The sequence below is a fragment of the Nostoc sp. UIC 10890 genome, from assembly GCF_054786515.1.
On record NZ_JBSGKF010000001.1, the window covers coordinates 1,235,862 to 1,253,463 of the forward strand.

General features: G+C 43.7%; 14 protein-coding genes. 10 read left to right on the forward strand and 4 right to left on the reverse strand.

Translation table 11 applies throughout. The features are described from left to right. Positions 1–202 precede the first annotated feature (202 nt). Positions 203–2,977, reverse strand: a complete 2,775-nt coding sequence (locus ACWATR_RS04855) for a COR domain-containing protein (protein WP_460329998.1) — start codon at positions 2,975–2,977, stop codon at positions 203–205. A gap of 262 nt (positions 2,978–3,239) precedes the next feature. Here ACWATR_RS04855 and ACWATR_RS04860 point away from each other — a divergent pair, with 262 nt between their 5' ends. The 5 genes from ACWATR_RS04860 to rpmB all read left to right on the forward strand — a co-directional run bounded on the left by ACWATR_RS04860 (position 3,240) and on the right by rpmB (position 11,269). Further along, a complete protein-coding gene (locus ACWATR_RS04860; RefSeq protein WP_460330000.1) occupies positions 3,240–3,500 on the forward strand; it encodes a hypothetical protein in 261 nt (86 codons plus the stop codon). A gap of 456 nt (positions 3,501–3,956) precedes the next feature. Further along, positions 3,957–7,484 carry a methionine synthase gene (metH, locus tag ACWATR_RS04865; RefSeq protein ID WP_460330002.1) on the forward strand — a complete coding sequence of 1,176 codons (3,528 nt, stop codon included), beginning with the start codon at positions 3,957–3,959 and terminating at the stop codon, positions 7,482–7,484. Between the two features lie 494 nt (positions 7,485–7,978). Beyond that, positions 7,979–8,620, forward strand: a complete 642-nt coding sequence (locus ACWATR_RS04870) for a class I SAM-dependent methyltransferase (protein WP_460330004.1) — start codon at positions 7,979–7,981, stop codon at positions 8,618–8,620. A gap of 222 nt (positions 8,621–8,842) precedes the next feature. Further along, positions 8,843–10,828, forward strand: coding sequence for a molecular chaperone HtpG (htpG, locus tag ACWATR_RS04875; RefSeq protein ID WP_460330006.1), 1,986 nt, complete (start codon positions 8,843–8,845; stop codon positions 10,826–10,828). A gap of 204 nt (positions 10,829–11,032) precedes the next feature. Further along, on the forward strand, positions 11,033–11,269 hold the full coding sequence (gene rpmB, locus ACWATR_RS04880) for a 50S ribosomal protein L28 (protein ID WP_322683189.1): 237 nt from the start codon (positions 11,033–11,035) through the stop codon (positions 11,267–11,269). Positions 11,270–11,604: 335 nt separating this feature from the next. On the opposite strand, the gene ACWATR_RS04885 is transcribed toward rpmB, so the two are convergent. Then, positions 11,605–12,234 carry a Uma2 family endonuclease gene (locus ACWATR_RS04885; RefSeq protein ID WP_460330008.1) on the reverse strand — a complete coding sequence of 210 codons (630 nt, stop codon included), beginning with the start codon at positions 12,232–12,234 and terminating at the stop codon, positions 11,605–11,607. A gap of 107 nt (positions 12,235–12,341) precedes the next feature. Further along, entirely contained in the window at positions 12,342–12,710 is a 369-nt protein-coding gene (locus tag ACWATR_RS04890) for a hypothetical protein (protein WP_460330010.1), read from the reverse strand. A gap of 264 nt (positions 12,711–12,974) precedes the next feature. Here ACWATR_RS04890 and ffh point away from each other — a divergent pair, with 264 nt between their 5' ends. The 5 genes from ffh (at position 12,975) to ACWATR_RS04915 (ending at position 17,141) form a co-directional block, all read left to right on the forward strand. Then, complete coding sequence (ffh, locus tag ACWATR_RS04895) at positions 12,975–14,435, forward strand: signal recognition particle protein (protein WP_460330012.1); 1,461 nt, start codon at positions 12,975–12,977, stop codon at positions 14,433–14,435. A gap of 275 nt (positions 14,436–14,710) precedes the next feature. After that, a complete protein-coding gene (gene rpsP / locus ACWATR_RS04900; protein ID WP_094328165.1) occupies positions 14,711–14,974 on the forward strand; it encodes a 30S ribosomal protein S16 in 264 nt (87 codons plus the stop codon). Further along, positions 14,934–15,371: a KH domain-containing protein gene (locus ACWATR_RS04905; protein WP_181930373.1), complete on the forward strand. Its 438-nt coding sequence runs from the start codon at positions 14,934–14,936 to the stop codon at positions 15,369–15,371. The genes rpsP and ACWATR_RS04905 overlap by 41 nt, the downstream gene beginning before the upstream one ends. A gap of 313 nt (positions 15,372–15,684) precedes the next feature. Continuing rightward, the gene (locus tag ACWATR_RS04910) at positions 15,685–16,638 is read left to right on the forward strand and encodes a PhoH family protein (RefSeq protein ID WP_460330014.1); all 954 of its coding nucleotides are present in this window, start codon (positions 15,685–15,687) and stop codon (positions 16,636–16,638) included. 98 nt (positions 16,639–16,736) lie between these two features. Then, entirely contained in the window at positions 16,737–17,141 is a 405-nt protein-coding gene (locus ACWATR_RS04915; protein ID WP_460330016.1) for a ChuX/HutX family heme-like substrate-binding protein, read from the forward strand. 5 nt (positions 17,142–17,146) lie between these two features. Here ACWATR_RS04915 and ACWATR_RS04920 read toward each other — a convergent pair whose 3' ends face one another. Next, positions 17,147–17,485: a carbon dioxide-concentrating mechanism protein CcmK gene (locus tag ACWATR_RS04920; protein ID WP_460330018.1), complete on the reverse strand. Its 339-nt coding sequence runs from the start codon at positions 17,483–17,485 to the stop codon at positions 17,147–17,149. Positions 17,486–17,602 lie beyond the last annotated feature (117 nt).

A 17,602-nucleotide genomic window follows, 5' to 3' on the forward strand; every position in this document is an offset into this window, starting at 1 on the left:
ATCCAAACGAGAATCGCTATAATACCTTAAGTCTAGTTAAATATACGTTACTAGTATATGTTGTAATCTTAAGTCATTGTTTTAGATGCTTCCTTTGTCTAGGAGCTATTTCAATGCTATCAAAACCATCGCTACTGGTTCAGGGAATAGTTGATGAATTGTAGAGACACAATTCAAGATCGCAATTTAAAATCTAAAATAGTTAGCGTTTATACTCGGCTGCGTGGTGTTCGCATAGCCACAGGTAATGTCCCTCTGGAGTTAAGACTTTCTTTAATCCACCCCAGTGCTGCTGGGGATCTTTTTCTTCTAAAAGTTGACGCAAGGCACGCAAAGCTGCACCACCAGAGCGTTCTGGATCTAAATCTTCACCTCTGGCAACTCTGTCTGCTAATTCTAAATCTTCAGATTCTTTGAGTTCAGGCAATTTTGCTGCTAGTTCTTTAAATAGTTCTAAGTCATTTTTAAATAGCGTTTCATATTCTTTGGGATTTACCACACCCAGCCAAGGGCCAATTATCGGTGCGCCATATTTCAAAACTTTGAATAAGTTACCAATATAAGGTGCTGTTACTCTCAGCCATTTGGCAGGTTCATTTATTTCATATAAACCGCCTTCTTGGGTGGGATGCCAACAGCCTGGAGCTTGGCAATAGAGTTGTAAATCTAATTTCTGTCCAGTTAGATTCTTTTGCCAAGCTTTAGCATCACGGGGACGCAGCACAAAGATATTGGGACAGTGAGAATCTATGATTGCTTGTTCGCGGCGGAATGCATTGGTAAATCCCCGTTGGGTCAGTTCTAGAAGATTTTTAAATTCATCGAGAATTACTGCTTGTCCGTCAACAACTGTTTTTTCTAACTGGTCAATGCGTTCTAGCACTGCATTTTGAGTATTCCAGTTTAAGCCATATAAGAGTTCTGGCACTGATACATCTTCCATCGCTTCTGGACATTCAATTGTGCCTTTCTTTTTTTCCCAGCGTTGCGATAGTTGTTTATAGTCAAATTCGTGGGTACATGGTTGACCATTATGACCAAAACATGGAATTGTGCGTTGAATGTCTAATCCGGGAAACCTGGCGAGAGTGAGTTCCATCCCATCTCGAAGCAGGACAAAGAAATTTAGCGGGTTAGGGCCTCGCACTGTTAATTTAATATAGCGATCGCTTTTAACAGCTTCCACTAATGCTAAATGTTCCTGCTCATAAGCAAATAAGACACCGTTACGCCAATGAATGCCGGTTGTGAAGCGGTGTTGACGCGCAATAAACCAAGTGGGAATTCCCGCAGGAATCGTATTGAGTTGAAATTTCATCGAAATTTCATTGCACTCACCTGTTTGTTTAATTTGCTGCCATTTGTGTTCATAATTAGGTGCATCAAGGGGCAAACGTTCCACAACCAGACTGAGATCCCGATTTTCTTGAGTGCGGCAGGAAAGGTCAAAATGCTCCATAAGGTGCAAAAAGTGTTCACGCATGGATGGCTCTAAGTCGCGCCAAAGTTGATTCATTTCCTGACGGGTGAAAATGCCCTTGCGGTTGATTACATCTTCGCTTTCCAGCACTTTGCTGATATATTCAGTTACCCACTGGGGCTTGAGAATAACGGTATCGTTAAGTTCTTCGTTGTCTTGGAAGTAGAGAATTTCACCTAATTCATGCAGCCATCGCGCTAGCACTTCCTTGCTGATGTCAGCAACTTTGGACTCAGCCATGATGTCCCACAATTGCTGTGGTGTGATTTGTTTTTTCGGCTGGGTGCGGATGGCATTGGCAGCATTTAGCCAAGTAGTAGGCCAGATTTCACCCATTAAGGGTAATTTGGCGGCTGCTTCAGCGATCGCTTGACGCAATTCTTCAACACCAAGGCTGATTTTAGAGCTAATTTTACAGTTTTCAATAATCTGCGGGTATTTGTCGCGTAACTCTTTTAGGGGAAGGTCGGCATCTCGCTCATCGATGTGGGTGGCAACGAGTAAAATCGGAGATTCTGGGGCTAAGGCTTTGATAGTATCCAGCCAGTAGTAGAGTTTACCCTGCTCAAATCCTAGTCGAGCATTCCAGGCGAGTAAGAATAGGGAACGGTTGGTGAGAAAGAATTGATGGGTAGCATGATAGATTTCCTGTCCCCCAAAGTCCCAGGTGTTCAGATGCATGGTGACATCGGCTTGCGTGGGATGGCTTAATTCCAGGGATTTAATTTCAATACCGTGGGTGGTGGATTCCTGGGTGTCGAACTCTTCACGGCGCAATGCTCTTAATAAGGATGTCTTGCCTACACCTCCTTCACCGACAACTAGCAATTTAGAAACCCACTGCTGTTGACTATCCTCTAACCTTTCTCGAAGATAAGTCAAAATTGCCTGCGTTCCCTGCTCGACAATTTCAGGCGGCGGCGAGCTTAATTGTGGATTGTTATGGAGGGATAGCGTTGTCAAGTTGGATAGTTGGCTGAATTCTGGCGGCAGGCTGCTCAGTTGATTGTTAAAGAGGTATAGCGTTGTCAAGTTGGAGAGTTGGCTGATTTCTGGTGGCAGGCTGCTCAGTTGATTTTTATGTAGGTATAGTGTTGTCAAGTTGGAGAGTTGGCAGATTTCTAATGGCAAACTACTCAGTTGATTGCTAGAGACGTCTAGCCTAATCAAATTGGAGAGTTGGCAGATTTCTAATGGCAAACTACTCAGTTGATTTTTATGTAGGTATAGCGTTGTCAAGCTGGAGAGTTGGCAGATTTCTGACGGTAGGCTGCTGAGTTGATTGTTATCGAGGGATAGCCTTACCAGACTGGAGAGTTGGCAGATTTCTGACGGTAGGCTGCTGAGTTGGTTGTTATCGAGGGATAGCCTTACCAGGCTGGAGAGTTGAAAGATTTCTGGCGGCAGGCTACTGAGTTGATTGTTAGTAAGGTCTAGTACCGTTGCCTTTTCCTTGGCAGCTTGTTCAATAATTTGCAACAGTTCTTCGTTTGTCACCTGCAAACCTCACCAACTTTGTAGCAATATTTACTAAAGTAGTATATCGCAACTAAGCATTAGAGACTGGATTATTGTGTTCATGTGCGTAGAAACAACTCTAATGTTTAAATTAGCAGCGTGCGTGGGCGTAGCACGTCATAGACATCGCTAACCTCGCAATAACATTTACTCATTAATGGAGTTCAAAGACTCATTAACGGAGCTAAAAGACTCATTAACGGAGCTAAAAGACTCATTAACGGAGCTAAAAGACTCATTAATGGAGTTCAAAGCCTCATTAACGGAGTTCAAAGACTCATTAACGGAGTTCAAAGACTCATTAACGGAGTTCAAAGACTCATTAACGGAGTTCAAAGACTCATTAACGGAGCTAAAAGACTCATTCACGAGTATCAAAGGTGCGTTACGCTTTCGCGCTAACACACCCCAAGACTACGATCGCTTTATAATTGCAATGTTACGCCTAGGCACTACCAAAACTACAGGCGATCGTCTTATGGCATACATTGAATATTGTTAATCCTACTGTTGAATCTCAGGCTTATCAGGATTGGGTAAGCTCTGAAAATGATATTTACGACGAAGTATTTGCTGATGAACTTACAGCGCGGTGATGGCGATGAGCCAGTGCAGGTATTACAGTTGTCAAGACAAAAAACGCATTCAGCCCACGGACGATGAGCTTCTTGTTTGTGTAGCTGTAAATGACCTTCACCAAGGCGCTTTTACCTAACTTCAGAATAAAAGCTGCCAAAAATATCACAATTTGGGAAAATAATAAAGTAGGTCGAATATAGCGTTTATCACTGGTGTGCAGTACAGTTTTGACCTCTCTCCAAACCTCTCTCCTACAAGGAGAGAGGCTTTGAATATTACTCCCCTTCCCTTGTAGGGAAGGGGTTGGGGGTTAGGTCTGTATTGGACTCAACTGCAAGCAGCTATATTATACGACTGACTCAAATTATTCTAGGAAAATATGACTCATCCTTTCCTTGAACGCCTGCGTAGTCCAGATAGCCCAGTTCTCGTCTTCGATGGGGCGATGGGAACCAACTTACAAACCCAAAACCTGACTGCTGAAGACTTCGGCGGGCCACAGTATGAAGGTTGTAACGAATACTTAGTCCACACGAAACCGGAAGCTGTCGCTAAGGTTCACCGCGACTTTCTCGCCGCTGGTGCAGATGTCATTGAAACTGATACCTTTGGCAGTACCTCCCTCGTGCTGGCAGAATATGACTTGGCAGACCAAGCTTATTACCTCAGCAAGACAGCCGCAGAATTAGCCAAGCGTGTCGCGGCGGAATTTTCCACGCCAGAAAAACCCCGATTTGTGGCAGGTTCCATCGGCCCCACAACGAAACTCCCTACCTTGGGACATATTGACTTTGACACCATGAAAGCTACTTTTGCCGAACAAGCAGAGGCGCTGTGGGATGGTGGTGTCGATTTATTTCTGGTGGAAACTTGCCAAGATGTGCTGCAAATTAAAGCAGCGCTGAATGCTATTGAAGAGGTATTTGCTAAGAAGGGCGATCGCAGACCGTTGATGGTTTCTGTGACAATGGAAAGCATGGGCACAATGTTGGTTGGTTCCGAAATCAGTGCTGTGCTGACAATTTTGGCACCTTACCCAATTGACATTCTCGGTCTAAACTGTGCCACAGGCCCAGACTTGATGAAGCCACATATCAAGTATCTGGCAGAACATTCACCTTTCATCGTTTCCTGTATTCCCAACGCGGGTTTACCTGAAAACGTCGGCGGTCAAGCGCACTACCGCCTGACACCGTTGGAATTACGGATGTCATTGATGCATTTTGTTGAAGATTTGGGTGTCCAAGTGATCGGGGGTTGCTGTGGGACGCGTCCAGAACACATTCAACAATTGGCAGAACTTGCTAAAGACCTGAAGCCAAAAGTTAGACAGCCAAGTTTAGAACCAGCAGCAGCATCAATTTATACTACTCAGCCCTACGATCAAGATAATTCTTTCTTGATTGTTGGTGAACGTCTCAACGCCAGTGGTTCTAAGAAGTGCCGCGATTTGCTAAATGCCGAAGATTGGGATGGACTCGTTTCAATGGCGAGGGCACAAGTTAAAGAAGGCGCACATATCCTCGATGTCAACGTCGATTATGTGGGACGCGACGGCGTGCGAGATATGCACGAATTAGTTTCACGCATTGTTAATAATGTCACACTGCCTTTAATGCTTGACTCCACCGAATGGGAAAAGATGGAGGCGGGTTTAAAGGTTGCCGGTGGTAAATGTTTGCTTAATTCCACCAACTACGAAGATGGAGAACCGCGCTTTTTGAAGGTGCTGGAGTTAGCGAAGAAATACGGTGCTGGTGTCATCATTGGTACTATCGATGAAGATGGGATGGCGCGGACAGCAGAGAAAAAGTTTGCGATCGCCCAACGCGCATATCGTCAAGCTGTAGAATATGGCATACCACCCACAGAAATATTCTTTGATACCCTAGCATTACCCATTTCCACCGGGATTGAAGAAGACCGAGAAAACGGTAAAGCGACAATTGAATCTATCCGGCGGATTCGTGAAGAATTGCCTGGATGTCATGTAATTTTGGGTGTTTCCAATATTTCCTTTGGTTTAAATCCAGCCTCGCGGATGGTTCTAAACTCAGTGTTTTTGCACGAAGCGACGACGGCGGGAATGGATGCAGCCATTGTCAGCGCTAACAAAATTTTACCGCTCTCGAAGATTGACGAACGCCATCAAGAAATTTGTCGGCAGTTGATTTATGATGAGCGGAAATTTGAGGGTGATGTTTGCGTTTACGATCCCTTGGGAGAGCTTACCACAGCGTTTGCTGGGGTGACAACTAAGCGCGATCGCTCCTTAGATGAAAGTCTCCCTATCCCAGAACGTCTCAAACGCCATATCATCGACGGCGAACGCATTGGCTTAGAAGAACATCTGAAAAAAGCCTTAGAAGAACATCCCCCCTTAGAAATTATCAACACCTTCTTGCTAGATGGCATGAAAGTTGTCGGGGAATTATTCGGTTCTGGACAAATGCAGCTACCTTTCGTCTTGCAATCTGCGGAAACCATGAAGGCGGCGGTGGCATTTCTCGAACCGTTCATGGAAAAATCAGAATCAGGCAACAATGCCAAGGGAACCTTTATCATTGCCACAGTGAAAGGTGATGTCCACGACATTGGTAAAAACTTGGTGGATATTATCTTATCTAACAACGGCTATAAGGTGATTAACCTGGGAATTAAGCAGCCGGTGGAAAACATCATCAACGCTTACGAACAGCACAAAGCTGATTGTATTGCCATGAGTGGTTTGCTGGTAAAATCCACCGCCTTTATGAAAGAGAACTTGGAGGTATTTAACGAAAAGGGAATTAGTGTACCTGTAATTTTAGGTGGTGCAGCGCTGACTCCCAAATTTGTATATGAAGATTGCCAAAATACCTATAAAGGTAAAGTCGTTTATGGCAAAGATGCCTTTTCTGACTTGCACTTCATGGATAAATTAATGCCAGCCAAGGCTACTGGTAACTGGGAAGATTTGCAGGGATTTTTGAACGAAATCGAAACGGCTGAAGTTTCGACAAATGGTCACAAAGAACCAAAAGCTACAACTGCTGAAGAAACATCTGCTGAACCAAAAGTAGTAGATACAAGACGTTCTGATGCTGTGGCGATAGATATTGAACGTCCAACGCCGCCTTTCTGGGGAACGAAATTATTGCAGCCTAGTGATATTCCCATCGAGGAAATATTCTGGCACTTGGATTTACAAGCTTTGATTGCTGGACAGTGGCAATTCCGCAAACCAAAGGAACAATCTAAGGAGGAATATCAGGCTTTCTTAGCTGAGAAAGTTTACCCAATTTTAGAAAGTTGGAAACAGCGAATTATTGAAGAAAATCTGTTGCATCCCCAAGTGATTTATGGGTATTTCCCTTGTCAATCTGAGGGCAATTCTCTACATATATATGACTCAGAAAACCAATCACAACAGATTGCAACTTTCGAGTTTCCTAGACAAAAGTCTTTAAGACGGCTGTGCATAGCAGATTTCTTTGCACCAAAAGAATCGGGAATTATTGATGTCTTCCCAATGCAAGCGGTGACTGTAGGGGAAATTGCCACAGAGTTCGCTCAAAAGCTGTTTGCTGCCAATCAATACACCGATTATCTGTATTTCCACGGCATGGCGGTGCAGGTAGCGGAAGCTGTAGCTGAATGGACACACGCCAGAATTCGCCGAGAGTTAGGCTTTGCGGCTGAGGAACCCGACAATATTCGGGATATGTTAGCACAACGCTATCGTGGCTCCCGGTATAGTTTTGGGTATCCAGCTTGTCCCAATATTCAGGATCAGTACAAGCAATTGGAGTTATTGCAGACTGACAGGATTAACTTGTATATGGATGAAAGCGAACAACTTTATCCAGAACAGTCTACCACTGCGATTATTACCTATCACCCGTTAGCCAAATACTTTAGCGCGTAGAATCCTACTGGTTAAAGCAATAGCCTTGGTGTTAGTGATATAGCAATCCTAAATCATTCGTGAACAACAAGATCCCCGACTTCTTGGAGAAGTCGGGGATCTGAGCCTAATGATTTTCACAAATCAAATAGGATTGCTATATTTTGCTCTGGAAAATCGCGCTAATCTGTTCTCTACCTCTCTCTAACCCTCTCCTGGTAGGAGAAGAAGGGGAGTAAGATTCAAAGCCTCTAACGCTACGTGCTTCAAGTCGGGAAACCCGCCCAATGCAGTGGCTCCTCCTTGTAGGCTAGTAAACACAAGTCTTTGAGAGTTGCCTCACAGCATTTAGATCCCTCCTAACCCCCCTTAAAAAAAGGGGGGAACCAGAGTCAAAGTCCCCCTTCTTAAAGGGGATTTAGGGGGATCAGATGTTACTTTGATGATTGTTCCGGGAATCCTGTAGTTGTATACCCACCAAATTTATTAATCTCTTAGCTTAGGTAGGCTTATTTATGCAACTCATCACCTCCTTAGATATTAGAAATTCAGAATATTTATCAAAAAATCGCCTCATCAGTTATCATCACCAGTTGCGTCTAATTTTTTCGCTGGGTAATCAGGTAAAAAACGTTCTAGAAATTGGGATTTTTAATTCTCTGTTAACAGACATCCTGAAGAATAATGGATACAACGTCTCCACCGCTGATGTTGACCCCAGCCTCAAACCAGAAATAATTTTGGATTTGACTACAGATTTTTCCTTACCAAAAGATAAATTTGATGCAATTGTCCTGTTTCAAGTTCTGGAACATTTCCCCTATGAACAGTCAGAAGAAGCATTGAGAAAACTTGCTATTGCAACTAAGAAATTTTTGGTGATTTCGATTCCCTATTGCACTCAATACCTCTCATTTCAGGTGAAAACTTCTTTCTCAGGCAGACCAAGGTATTTACTATTCAATGTGCCAAAATTCTGGAGTACAACACCAGTCTGTGACGAACACTGCTGGGAAATGGGTTTAAAAGGATATCCGAAAACGCGGATTTTAAACTCTGTTGCCAAAGCTGGGTTAACTGTTAAGCAAGAATATATCGATCCCAGTTATCCATACCATTATTTTTTGGTGTTGGAGAAGAATTCTAGTAACACTTAAACAGCAGTCTGTGGGGAGTGGGGAGTCGGAAGTAGGGGAATCCGAATCAAAAAATGGGGGCAAACAATGCTCAAAAAAGGTGCGATCGCCTAGGTTATGCTTTTAAAATCCTAATTGGTATCATACCCTTCTATGTTCTCCGGGTTTATCCTGGAAAACAGATGGCTAGGTTGTATTACCTACTATCATCGTTTCAGATACTAACATCGAAAATTACCAATTATGCTAGAACAAGGCACTATCAGTATTCATACTGAGAATATTTTCCCGATCATTAAGAAGTCGCTTTACTCAGATCATCAAATCTTCTTGCGGGAACTGGTATCCAACGCTGTAGATGCTATCCAAAAGCTGAAAATGGTATCCCGCGCCGGCGATTATGCTGGAGACATCGGCGAACCAGAAATTGAAATTGCCATTGACAAAGATAAGAAAACTCTATCAATTTCCGATAACGGTATCGGGATGACCGCAGATGAAGTTAAGAAATATATCAATCAAGTCGCCTTCTCTAGTGCTGAAGAATTTATTCATAAGTATGAAGGCAAATCAGATCAACCGATAATCGGGCATTTCGGTCTTGGTTTCTACTCTTCCTTCATGGTGGCGCAAAAGGTAGAAATTGATACCCTATCTTACCAAGAAGGAGCACAGGCGGTTCACTGGTCTTGTGATGGTTCCCCAGCTTTCACTCTCGAAGAATCTTCTCGAACAACTCGCGGTACAACTATTATTCTCAGCCTGCAAGGGGAAGAAGAGGAATTTCTCGAATCTGCACGGATTAAGAATCTTGTCAAGACATACTGCGACTTTTTGCCAGTCCCGATTAAACTAGATGGCGAAGTAATAAATAAACAAAAAGCACCGTGGCGAGAGTCTCCAAGTAATCTGACTAAAGAAGATTATTTAGAGTTTTACCGCTACCTGTATCCTTTTCAGGAAGAACCTTTGTTATGGGTACATCTAAATACAGACTATCCCTTCATCATCAACGGGATTCTGTATTTCCCGAAAATGAGGCCGGATGTAGATGTGACAAAAGGGCAGATTAAGCTATTTTGCAATCAAGTTTTTGTTAGCGACAACTGCGAAGAAATTATCCCGCAATTCCTGATGCCGATGCGGGGTGTGATTGATAGTACCGATATTCCCCTGAACGTATCGCGGAGTGCTTTGCAAGGCGATCGCACCGTGAAACGAATTGGTGATTACATTGCCAAAAAAGTAGGCGATCGCCTCAAAGAACTTTTCCGCGACAACCGCGAACAATACATTAGCGCCTGGAAAGACCTCGGCACTTTTGTCAAATTCGGCGTTCTCAACGACGAGAAATTCAAAAAACAAATCGAAGATATCATCGTCTTCCGCACCACCGCCAAACTTACAGAAAAAGTTGCTGCTGAAACGCCAGTGGTTGAAGTCCAGTCTTCAGACGGCGATGCTTGGCAAGATGTCACTCCTTCACCCAGTTCTGACTCAGCACCCAGCGCTCCTTATACTACGCTAAAAGAGTATCTAGAACGCAACAAAGAACGCAACGAAAACCGAGTTTTCTACAGCACCGATGAAGCAACCCAATCTACATACATAGAACTGCACAAAAATCAAGGCTTGGAAGTCCTGTTTATGGACTCCTTCATCGATACCCACTTTATCAACTTCCTAGAGCGCGAATATCAGGATGTCAAGTTTACGCGGGTAGACTCAGATTTAGATAATACTCTGCTGGAACAAGATAAAGATAAGGAAATTGTCGATCCCAAGACGAATAAAACTCGCAGCGAGACGATCAAAGAGTTATTTGAGAAATCTCTCAACAAACCCAAACTCAACATCCGTACCGAAGCTTTGAAATCAGACGATCCTCAAGGAACACCACCTGCGATCGTGCTTTTACCAGAGATTCTCCGCCGCCTGCGGGAAATGAACGCCATGATGCAGCAGCAGTCAGCAGAGTTTCCCGAAGATCACATTTTGCTGGTGAATACTGCTCACCCGCTGATTCAAAATCTGGCTAATCTGAACCAAGGTAGTATCATCCAAGGTAACGGTGAATCGCCTACAGATCAGTTAGTCAACTTGATTTGCCAACACGTCTACGATTTAGCGCTAATGTCTCAGAAAGGATTTGACGCTGAGGGAATGAAATCCTTCGTCGAGCGATCAAATGACGTACTCACCAAGCTGACGGAACAAGCGAGTAAATAGTGGGGCATGGGGCATGGGGCATGGGGCATTGGGCATTGGGCATTGGAAATTGTTTAATGGTTATTCTTCCCCTGCTTCCTCTGCTCCCCTGCCCCCCTGCTCCCCTGCCCCCCTGCTCCCTTATCTTCCTCATCTCCCCACTTCTGCTGCCTAAGACCTAAAATGGAAAGGCTGTATTAAAATAACAATCTGGAGATACTTGCTATGTCCCGTCGCTGTGAACTAACTGGTAAGAAGGCAAATAACGCTTTTTCTGTTTCTCACTCCCACCGCCGTACAAAACGTCTTCAGCACGCTAATCTGCAAGACAAGCGGGTTTGGTGGGAAGCTGGAAATCGCTGGGTGAGATTAAAGTTGTCTACCAAAGCAATTAAAACCCTACAAATTAATGGGTTAGAAGCAATGGCAAAAGAAGCTGGCATTAACCTAAATCATTACTAAGTGATGTGGATTTCATAGTCTGAAACTTTCGTAGGTCGGAATACTATGGTAATTTGTAGGGTAGCACAGCTAGGTGTGCTACCCTACTGCTTTGTCTAGCTAATTTTGAGGGATTTTAGTAATTTTCTGCTACCCAATCAACACGATCTTTCCCCAAAATCTCTCGCCTTCGACTACCCAAGTCGGAACTCCAGGATAGCCAAACCGTTCTTATTCTGCCAAAGCTGCCACTGCTGGAAGTTTTTTTGCTGCTTCCCCGTGGATTAATTCAATAATGCGATCGCCATTCAGCCCAACATCATTTACACTAAATTAACTCGCTATTTTAATTGATATTAAACTTGGCTTTTAACCCATTGGCGAAATTCTTTAACTAATTCCAAATAATCTTTTTCTCCCACCTGCTCTAAAAAATTAGAAATCTCCGTTAGTGGCAGATTGGGAAATGCTAAACTCCGTTCAACAGATATATATTTTTGTTTTTGTAAAATATTAATACTAAAAAAATTGCCATCATATCGCCAGATTTCAGGTACACCCATATCAGCATAGACTTCAAAACGATTTTTAGAACTGCTAGTAATATCAATTTCTACTACCAAATCTGGTGGCGGGTCTTGTTGCAAGTTAATTCTTTTTTTGCCTCTAATTATATTGATATTTTCAATATAAAAGCATTCATCTGGTTCTGCGCCACTAAGCTCTGGACGTTTGAAAGTAGTAGAACCAAGGGGGTCGATTCTAACGTCTAATTCTTCTCCTAGAGTTTCGACAAATCGACCTAATACTTTTTTGTATCGTTCATGTTCAGGTGAAGGAACCATGATTTCTAGAGTACCTTGATTGTAAGTAAGCCGGAGGCGGCGACTAGCACTAAGTTCAGTTAGCAACTTTTCATAAGTTTGCCAACTGATACCCGATAGGTGGATGATTTCTGTGGGTTGAAGCAGTGTGTTGCTAGCCATAACTATCTGAGAGTATTTGAGAGGTTTTGGGTGCTAATGAATAATACTAATTTTGAATTATTGAATTTATTTTCGCTGAAGCTTGTATGTTATACCCCAGAATCTATTCAAAGAGAAAGACTTTCCCAGTAATTTAATGCCCATTCAAATGAACGCTTATCAAGCTTTTTACCAATTTGATATATCTCTTCCCAAGAATATACTTTTTTTGAAACTCTTTCCTGTGTGCCTGCTAAGTTAGAGATTACTATGTAGTATTTACCTCGTCCATAAACCTGCTCCTTGACTGTATCTACTACTCTACCTGCTGGTCTAAAAGTTATTTGAACATCATCAAGTGCTGGTTGCTTGCTGAGTGTTACTGCCGGATGACCTTCTGAGCATATACAGTCTGCTTCATCTTCAGGGTCTTGTTTATCCTTGAAAAAAGTCCATTGATGCCCAAAGTCACACATATATGCTCTATATTCTTTCATATATTTTTGCTCTCTTCCTTTTTCTCAACTATTCACATTAAAGTACTTACTCCATCTGTAGTGTTGGCATTTTCCCTTTAAAAAAATCAAAATTTCTACCTAAAGGACTGTTCGCCAGTTCAACAAAGGAAGGTATCTGGTTGCTACAGTCGCGGTGAAAAATACTAAGCTGGTAGATAGCACGTTAAAACTTTAGCGGAAATTCGCGATCGCATTCATCGGCGGTTTAGAATTCCCCATTGGCGAACTACCTGTAATTACATTATGTTTGATGCATTATCTGACCGTTTAGAATCCGCCTGGAAAAAACTGCGGGGACAGGACAAAATTTCTCAATCCAACATTCAAGATGCATTGCGCGAAGTGCGCCGCGCCCTGTTGGAAGCAGATGTCAATCTCCAGGTAGTCAAAGATTTTATTAGCGAAGTCGAAGCCAAGGCACAAGGAGCCGAGGTGATTACCGGCGTGCGACCTGACCAACAGTTCATCAAAATTGTTCATGATGAACTGGTGCAGGTGATGGGAGAAGAAAATGTTCCCATCGCAGAAGCCCCAGAACAGCCTACTATTGTGTTGATGGCTGGGTTGCAAGGTACTGGTAAAACCACAGCTACCGCTAAGTTAGCCTTACATCTGAGAAAATTAGAGCGTAGCTGTTTGTTGGTGGCGACAGACGTATATCGCCCAGCCGCGATCGATCAGTTGCTAACGCTGGGTAAGCAAATTGACGTACCAGTATTTGAACTAGGAAGCGACGCCGATCCCGTAGAAATTGCCCGACAAGGTGTAGAACGCGCTAGGGCAGAAGGCGTCAATACAGTAATTATTGATACTGCGGGACGACTGCAAATAGACGAAGACATGATGGCGGAATTAGCCCGCATCAAAGCAACCGTCCAACCCCATGAAACTCTTCTGGTGGTGGACGCGATGACTGGTCAAGAGGCAGCCAATCTTACCCGCACCTTCCATGACCAGATCGGCATTACTGGGGCGATTCTCACCAAGATGGATGGTGATAGCCGTGGCGGTGCAGCGCTTTCAGTGCGAAAGATTTCGGGAGCGCCAATTAAATTTGTGGGTGTGGGTGAGAAAGTCGAGGCACTGCAACCGTTTTATCCCGATCGCATGGCATCCCGAATTTTGGGAATGGGCGATGTTCTCACGCTGGTAGAAAAAGCCCAAGAAGAGTTTGACTTAGCTGATGCTGAGAAAATGCAGGAGAAAATTTTGTCAGCGAAGTTTGACTTTACTGACTTTCTCAAGCAGTTACGGATGCTGAAGAATATGGGATCTCTGGGAGGTTTCATCAAGATGATCCCAGGGATGAATAAGCTTTCAGACGATCAACTCAAACAGGGAGAAACTCAGCTAAAGCGCTGTGAGGCGATGATTAACTCCATGACTCGCCAAGAACGCCACGACCCCGATTTATTAGCCAGTTCTCCCAGTCGGCGGCGGCGGATTGCTGCTGGCTCAGGTTATAGAGAATCAGACGTGACTAAACTGGTGGGTGATTTCCAAAAAATGCGATCGCTCATGCAGCAAATGGGTCAAGGTGGTTTCCCTGGAATGCCGGGAATGTTTGGCGGCGGTATGGGCAACGCCTTCGCTGGTGCTGGTAATCGTCCCCCAGCCCCCGGATGGCGTGGCTATGGTGGCGATGCAGGCGCGAAAAAGAAAAAACCCAAAGATAAAAAGAAAAAAGGCTTCGGCAATCTTTAATTATTGGGCATGGGGCATGGGGCATGGGGCATGGGGCATGGAGTATTGGTAATTTACAAATGACTAATGACAAATGACCAATGACAAATGACCAATGACCAATGACTAATAGCAGCAAATGCTAGGCAGTGCTAAAATTAGCATTTCGACCTCAGAATTTATCAGCAGAGGAAACTAACCCTCAATTTCTTGGCAGCAGCCAGATTTAGGTTACTTCCTCAGCAATTAGTTACTAACTAATATCTAACAACCAACGGGAGAATGATTCTTCAACCATGATCAAACTGCGCTTGAAGCGATTCGGTAAAAAGCGGGAAGCAAGTTACCGCATTGTCGCCATTAACAACCTCGCTCGCCGCGATGGCCGTCCCCTAGAAGAGTTGGGATTCTACAACCCCAGAACTGATGAAGTGCGACTAGACGTTCCCGGCATCGTCAAGCGACTACAACAAGGCGCTCAACCCACTGACACCGTCCGTCGCATTCTAGTAAAAGCTAATGTTTTTGAACAGGTCAGTGCCACAACAGCCGCATCATAATTTCGGAACAAAATTACCAACAGCTAGTCCCAACTATGTTGATTTGGTTCGGTTTTTGGTGCAGCCGTTTTTAGAATCTCCGGAGACATTAAGCGTCGATTGTGAAATTTCTCAGGCCCTCAACCGGGTTTGGGTTCGCATCGCCTTTGAAAGCACAGATAAAGGGAAAGTGTTTGGTCGAGGGGGACGCAATATTCAGGCGATTCGTACAGTAATTGCCGCAGCCGCAGCCGCAGCTGGGCAATCAACATACCTGGATATCTACGGCAGCACCACGCCGGGCCGCGAGGGTATGTCTTTTGATGAAGAGACAGAAGAGCGATCGCCACCGCCGACTAAGAGAGAACCGCGTGCAAATGATGGGCCTAAACCCATTGTTAAACCACGCCTCCGCTAGTTTGAAACTAGAGAGCAAGTCTGAGCGGTTGTAGTCACTTCCGCTCAGAATTTTTGTAAAGATGGAAAGCGAATAGAATTCACTGCTACACAGGCAAAGTCCGCCTCCGCGGACTAAGGAAAAATTGAGATTTTGAAACCCACCTCCGTGGGTTTTGCTTGTGTAGAAGCGGTTTCTAACCGCCAATTTCACTTAAGTGATTAATCTGTTGCAAATATTTTTCCAAGATGTAAGTAATAAAAGCATAATTTCGCCGTTAGCGAGAAAACATTAACCTTTGTCAAACATAGATCCTCACCAATTAAGAAATACTATGGCAGGTGCCTTCACAATTCAGCTGCCGAATGTTTCCAGTGCGATCGCTCTTGCAGGAGATGGAGAAGAAAATCTCAAAATTTTATCTCGGCAAACAGGAGCCACTTTAGTGCTACGAGGACAGGAATTAGTGATTTCTGGTACTGAAGGGCAAATTGATCTGGCTTCTCGATTAGTGCGATCGCTGGAAAGCCTCTGGATTAAAGGCAATACTATCACCAGTGCAGATATTTTAACAGCCCGTCAAGCCATAGATAGCGATCGGCAAGGAGAACTGCAAGACTTACAGCGAGATGTCCTCGCCAAAAGTCGTCGGGGTGAAGAAGTCCGTGCCAAAACCTTCCGTCAGCGTCAATATATCGACGCACTCCGTAGACGTGATCTTACCTTTGGGATTGGCCCTGCTGGTACCGGCAAGACTTATCTCGCCGTTGTTGTCGCCGTTCAAGCACTCCTTGCCAACCAAGTTGAAAAGCTAATCTTAACTCGCCCTGCTGTCGAAGCCGGCGAAAAACTCGGCTTTTTGCCTGGAGACTTACAGCAAAAAGTTAATCCCTATCTTCGCCCACTTTACGATGCTATTTATGAATTTATCGACCCAGAAAAAGTACCCAGTTTAATGGAACGCGGTGTGATTGAAGTCGCACCACTCGCCTATATGCGGGGACGTACCCTCAATAACGCTTTTATAATTGTCGATGAAGCTCAAAATACTACACCCGCTCAGATGAAAATGGTTTTAACTCGTCTGGGTTTCCGTTCGCGGATGGTGATTACAGGCGACATGACACAAACTGATTTACCACTTCACCAACAATCGGGTTTAGGGGTAGCTTTACAAATTTTAAAACACGTTGAAGGCATTGCCTTTTGCGAATTTACTCAAAAAGATGTCGTCCGCCATCCTCTAGTTCAGCGTATTGTTGCGGCTTATGAACAATACGAAAAATAGGGATTGGGAATGGGGCATGGGGCATGGGGCATTGGGCATTGGGCATTAGTTAGGAATCATCGTTTAACCAACGACAAATGACAAAGGACAAATGACAAATGACCACAACATTAAAAGAATTTTTAGAAGCTTGCGAGACTCTTGGAACTTTGCGTTTAATTGTTACTAGCAGCGCTGCTGTGTTAGAAGCACGAGGCAAAATAGAAAAGTTATTTTATGCAGAATTGCCCAAAGGTAAGTATGCGAATATGCATACCGAAGGCTTTGAATTTCACTTGAATATGGATAAAATTATTCAAGTGAAATTTGAAACTGGTGAAGCGAAAAGGGGCAACTTTACAACCTATGCTATTCGGTTTTTAGATGATAAACAGGAGTCTGCTTTAAGCCTATTTTTGCAATGGGGTAAACCAGGAGAATATGAACTAGGACAAGTGGAAGCTTGGCAAACTTTAAAAGAAAAGTATGGGGAAGTTTGGCAACCTTTACCAGCAGAAATTTAATACAGCTAAACTGATAGGGGTGGAGGAAATCGGATATCTGCACTGAACTGCTCGATATTAACGCTGCGATGAATCGGTAAAATATATTCTAAATTTTCGTGGGGACGGGGAATAATGTGATTAGAAACTATCTCGCCACCGTCAACTTGCAGCACCGCCTTTAATCCTGCTGTCACTGCTACATTCACCTCGCCCACAACCCCTCGAATTAAGACAGTAATTCGTCCCAAATCAGTGTTTTCATAACCAACAAGGGTTACACGGGCAGCTTTACACATGGCATCTCCCGCTTCCACTGCTGTGGGAACGCCATAAACTTCAATCATGCCTAATGCCAATGTCATGCTATCACTATAAATTCAGGATAGGGCTAATATATCTCACTACAAAGTTTTAATTTATTACAGAAAATTACTTAATTTTTAATCAAGAAATAATAAACGTTAAATACAAAACTGCTA

What these genes read in the sequence shown, in the direction of transcription:
- ACWATR_RS04860 (WP_460330000.1), top strand. Translation starts at nt 3,240, where the DNA reads ATGGAGTTCAAAGCCTCATTAACGGAGTTCAAAGACTCATTAACGGAG.
- metH (WP_460330002.1), top strand. Translation starts at nt 3,957, where the DNA reads ATGACTCATCCTTTCCTTGAACGCCTGCGTAGTCCAGATAGCCCAGTT.
- ACWATR_RS04870 (WP_460330004.1), top strand. Translation starts at nt 7,979, where the DNA reads ATGCAACTCATCACCTCCTTAGATATTAGAAATTCAGAATATTTATCA.
- htpG (WP_460330006.1), top strand. Translation starts at nt 8,843, where the DNA reads ATGCTAGAACAAGGCACTATCAGTATTCATACTGAGAATATTTTCCCG.
- rpmB (WP_322683189.1), top strand. Translation starts at nt 11,033, where the DNA reads ATGTCCCGTCGCTGTGAACTAACTGGTAAGAAGGCAAATAACGCTTTT.
- ACWATR_RS04885 (WP_460330008.1), bottom strand. Translation starts at nt 12,234, where the DNA reads ATGGCTAGCAACACACTGCTTCAACCCACAGAAATCATCCACCTATCG.
- ACWATR_RS04890 (WP_460330010.1), bottom strand. Translation starts at nt 12,710, where the DNA reads ATGAAAGAATATAGAGCATATATGTGTGACTTTGGGCATCAATGGACT.
- ffh (WP_460330012.1), top strand. Translation starts at nt 12,975, where the DNA reads ATGTTTGATGCATTATCTGACCGTTTAGAATCCGCCTGGAAAAAACTG.
- rpsP (WP_094328165.1), top strand. Translation starts at nt 14,711, where the DNA reads ATGATCAAACTGCGCTTGAAGCGATTCGGTAAAAAGCGGGAAGCAAGT.
- ACWATR_RS04905 (WP_181930373.1), top strand. Translation starts at nt 14,934, where the DNA reads ATGTTTTTGAACAGGTCAGTGCCACAACAGCCGCATCATAATTTCGGA.
- ACWATR_RS04910 (WP_460330014.1), top strand. Translation starts at nt 15,685, where the DNA reads ATGGCAGGTGCCTTCACAATTCAGCTGCCGAATGTTTCCAGTGCGATC.
- ACWATR_RS04915 (WP_460330016.1), top strand. Translation starts at nt 16,737, where the DNA reads ATGACCACAACATTAAAAGAATTTTTAGAAGCTTGCGAGACTCTTGGA.
- ACWATR_RS04920 (WP_460330018.1), bottom strand. Translation starts at nt 17,485, where the DNA reads ATGACATTGGCATTAGGCATGATTGAAGTTTATGGCGTTCCCACAGCA.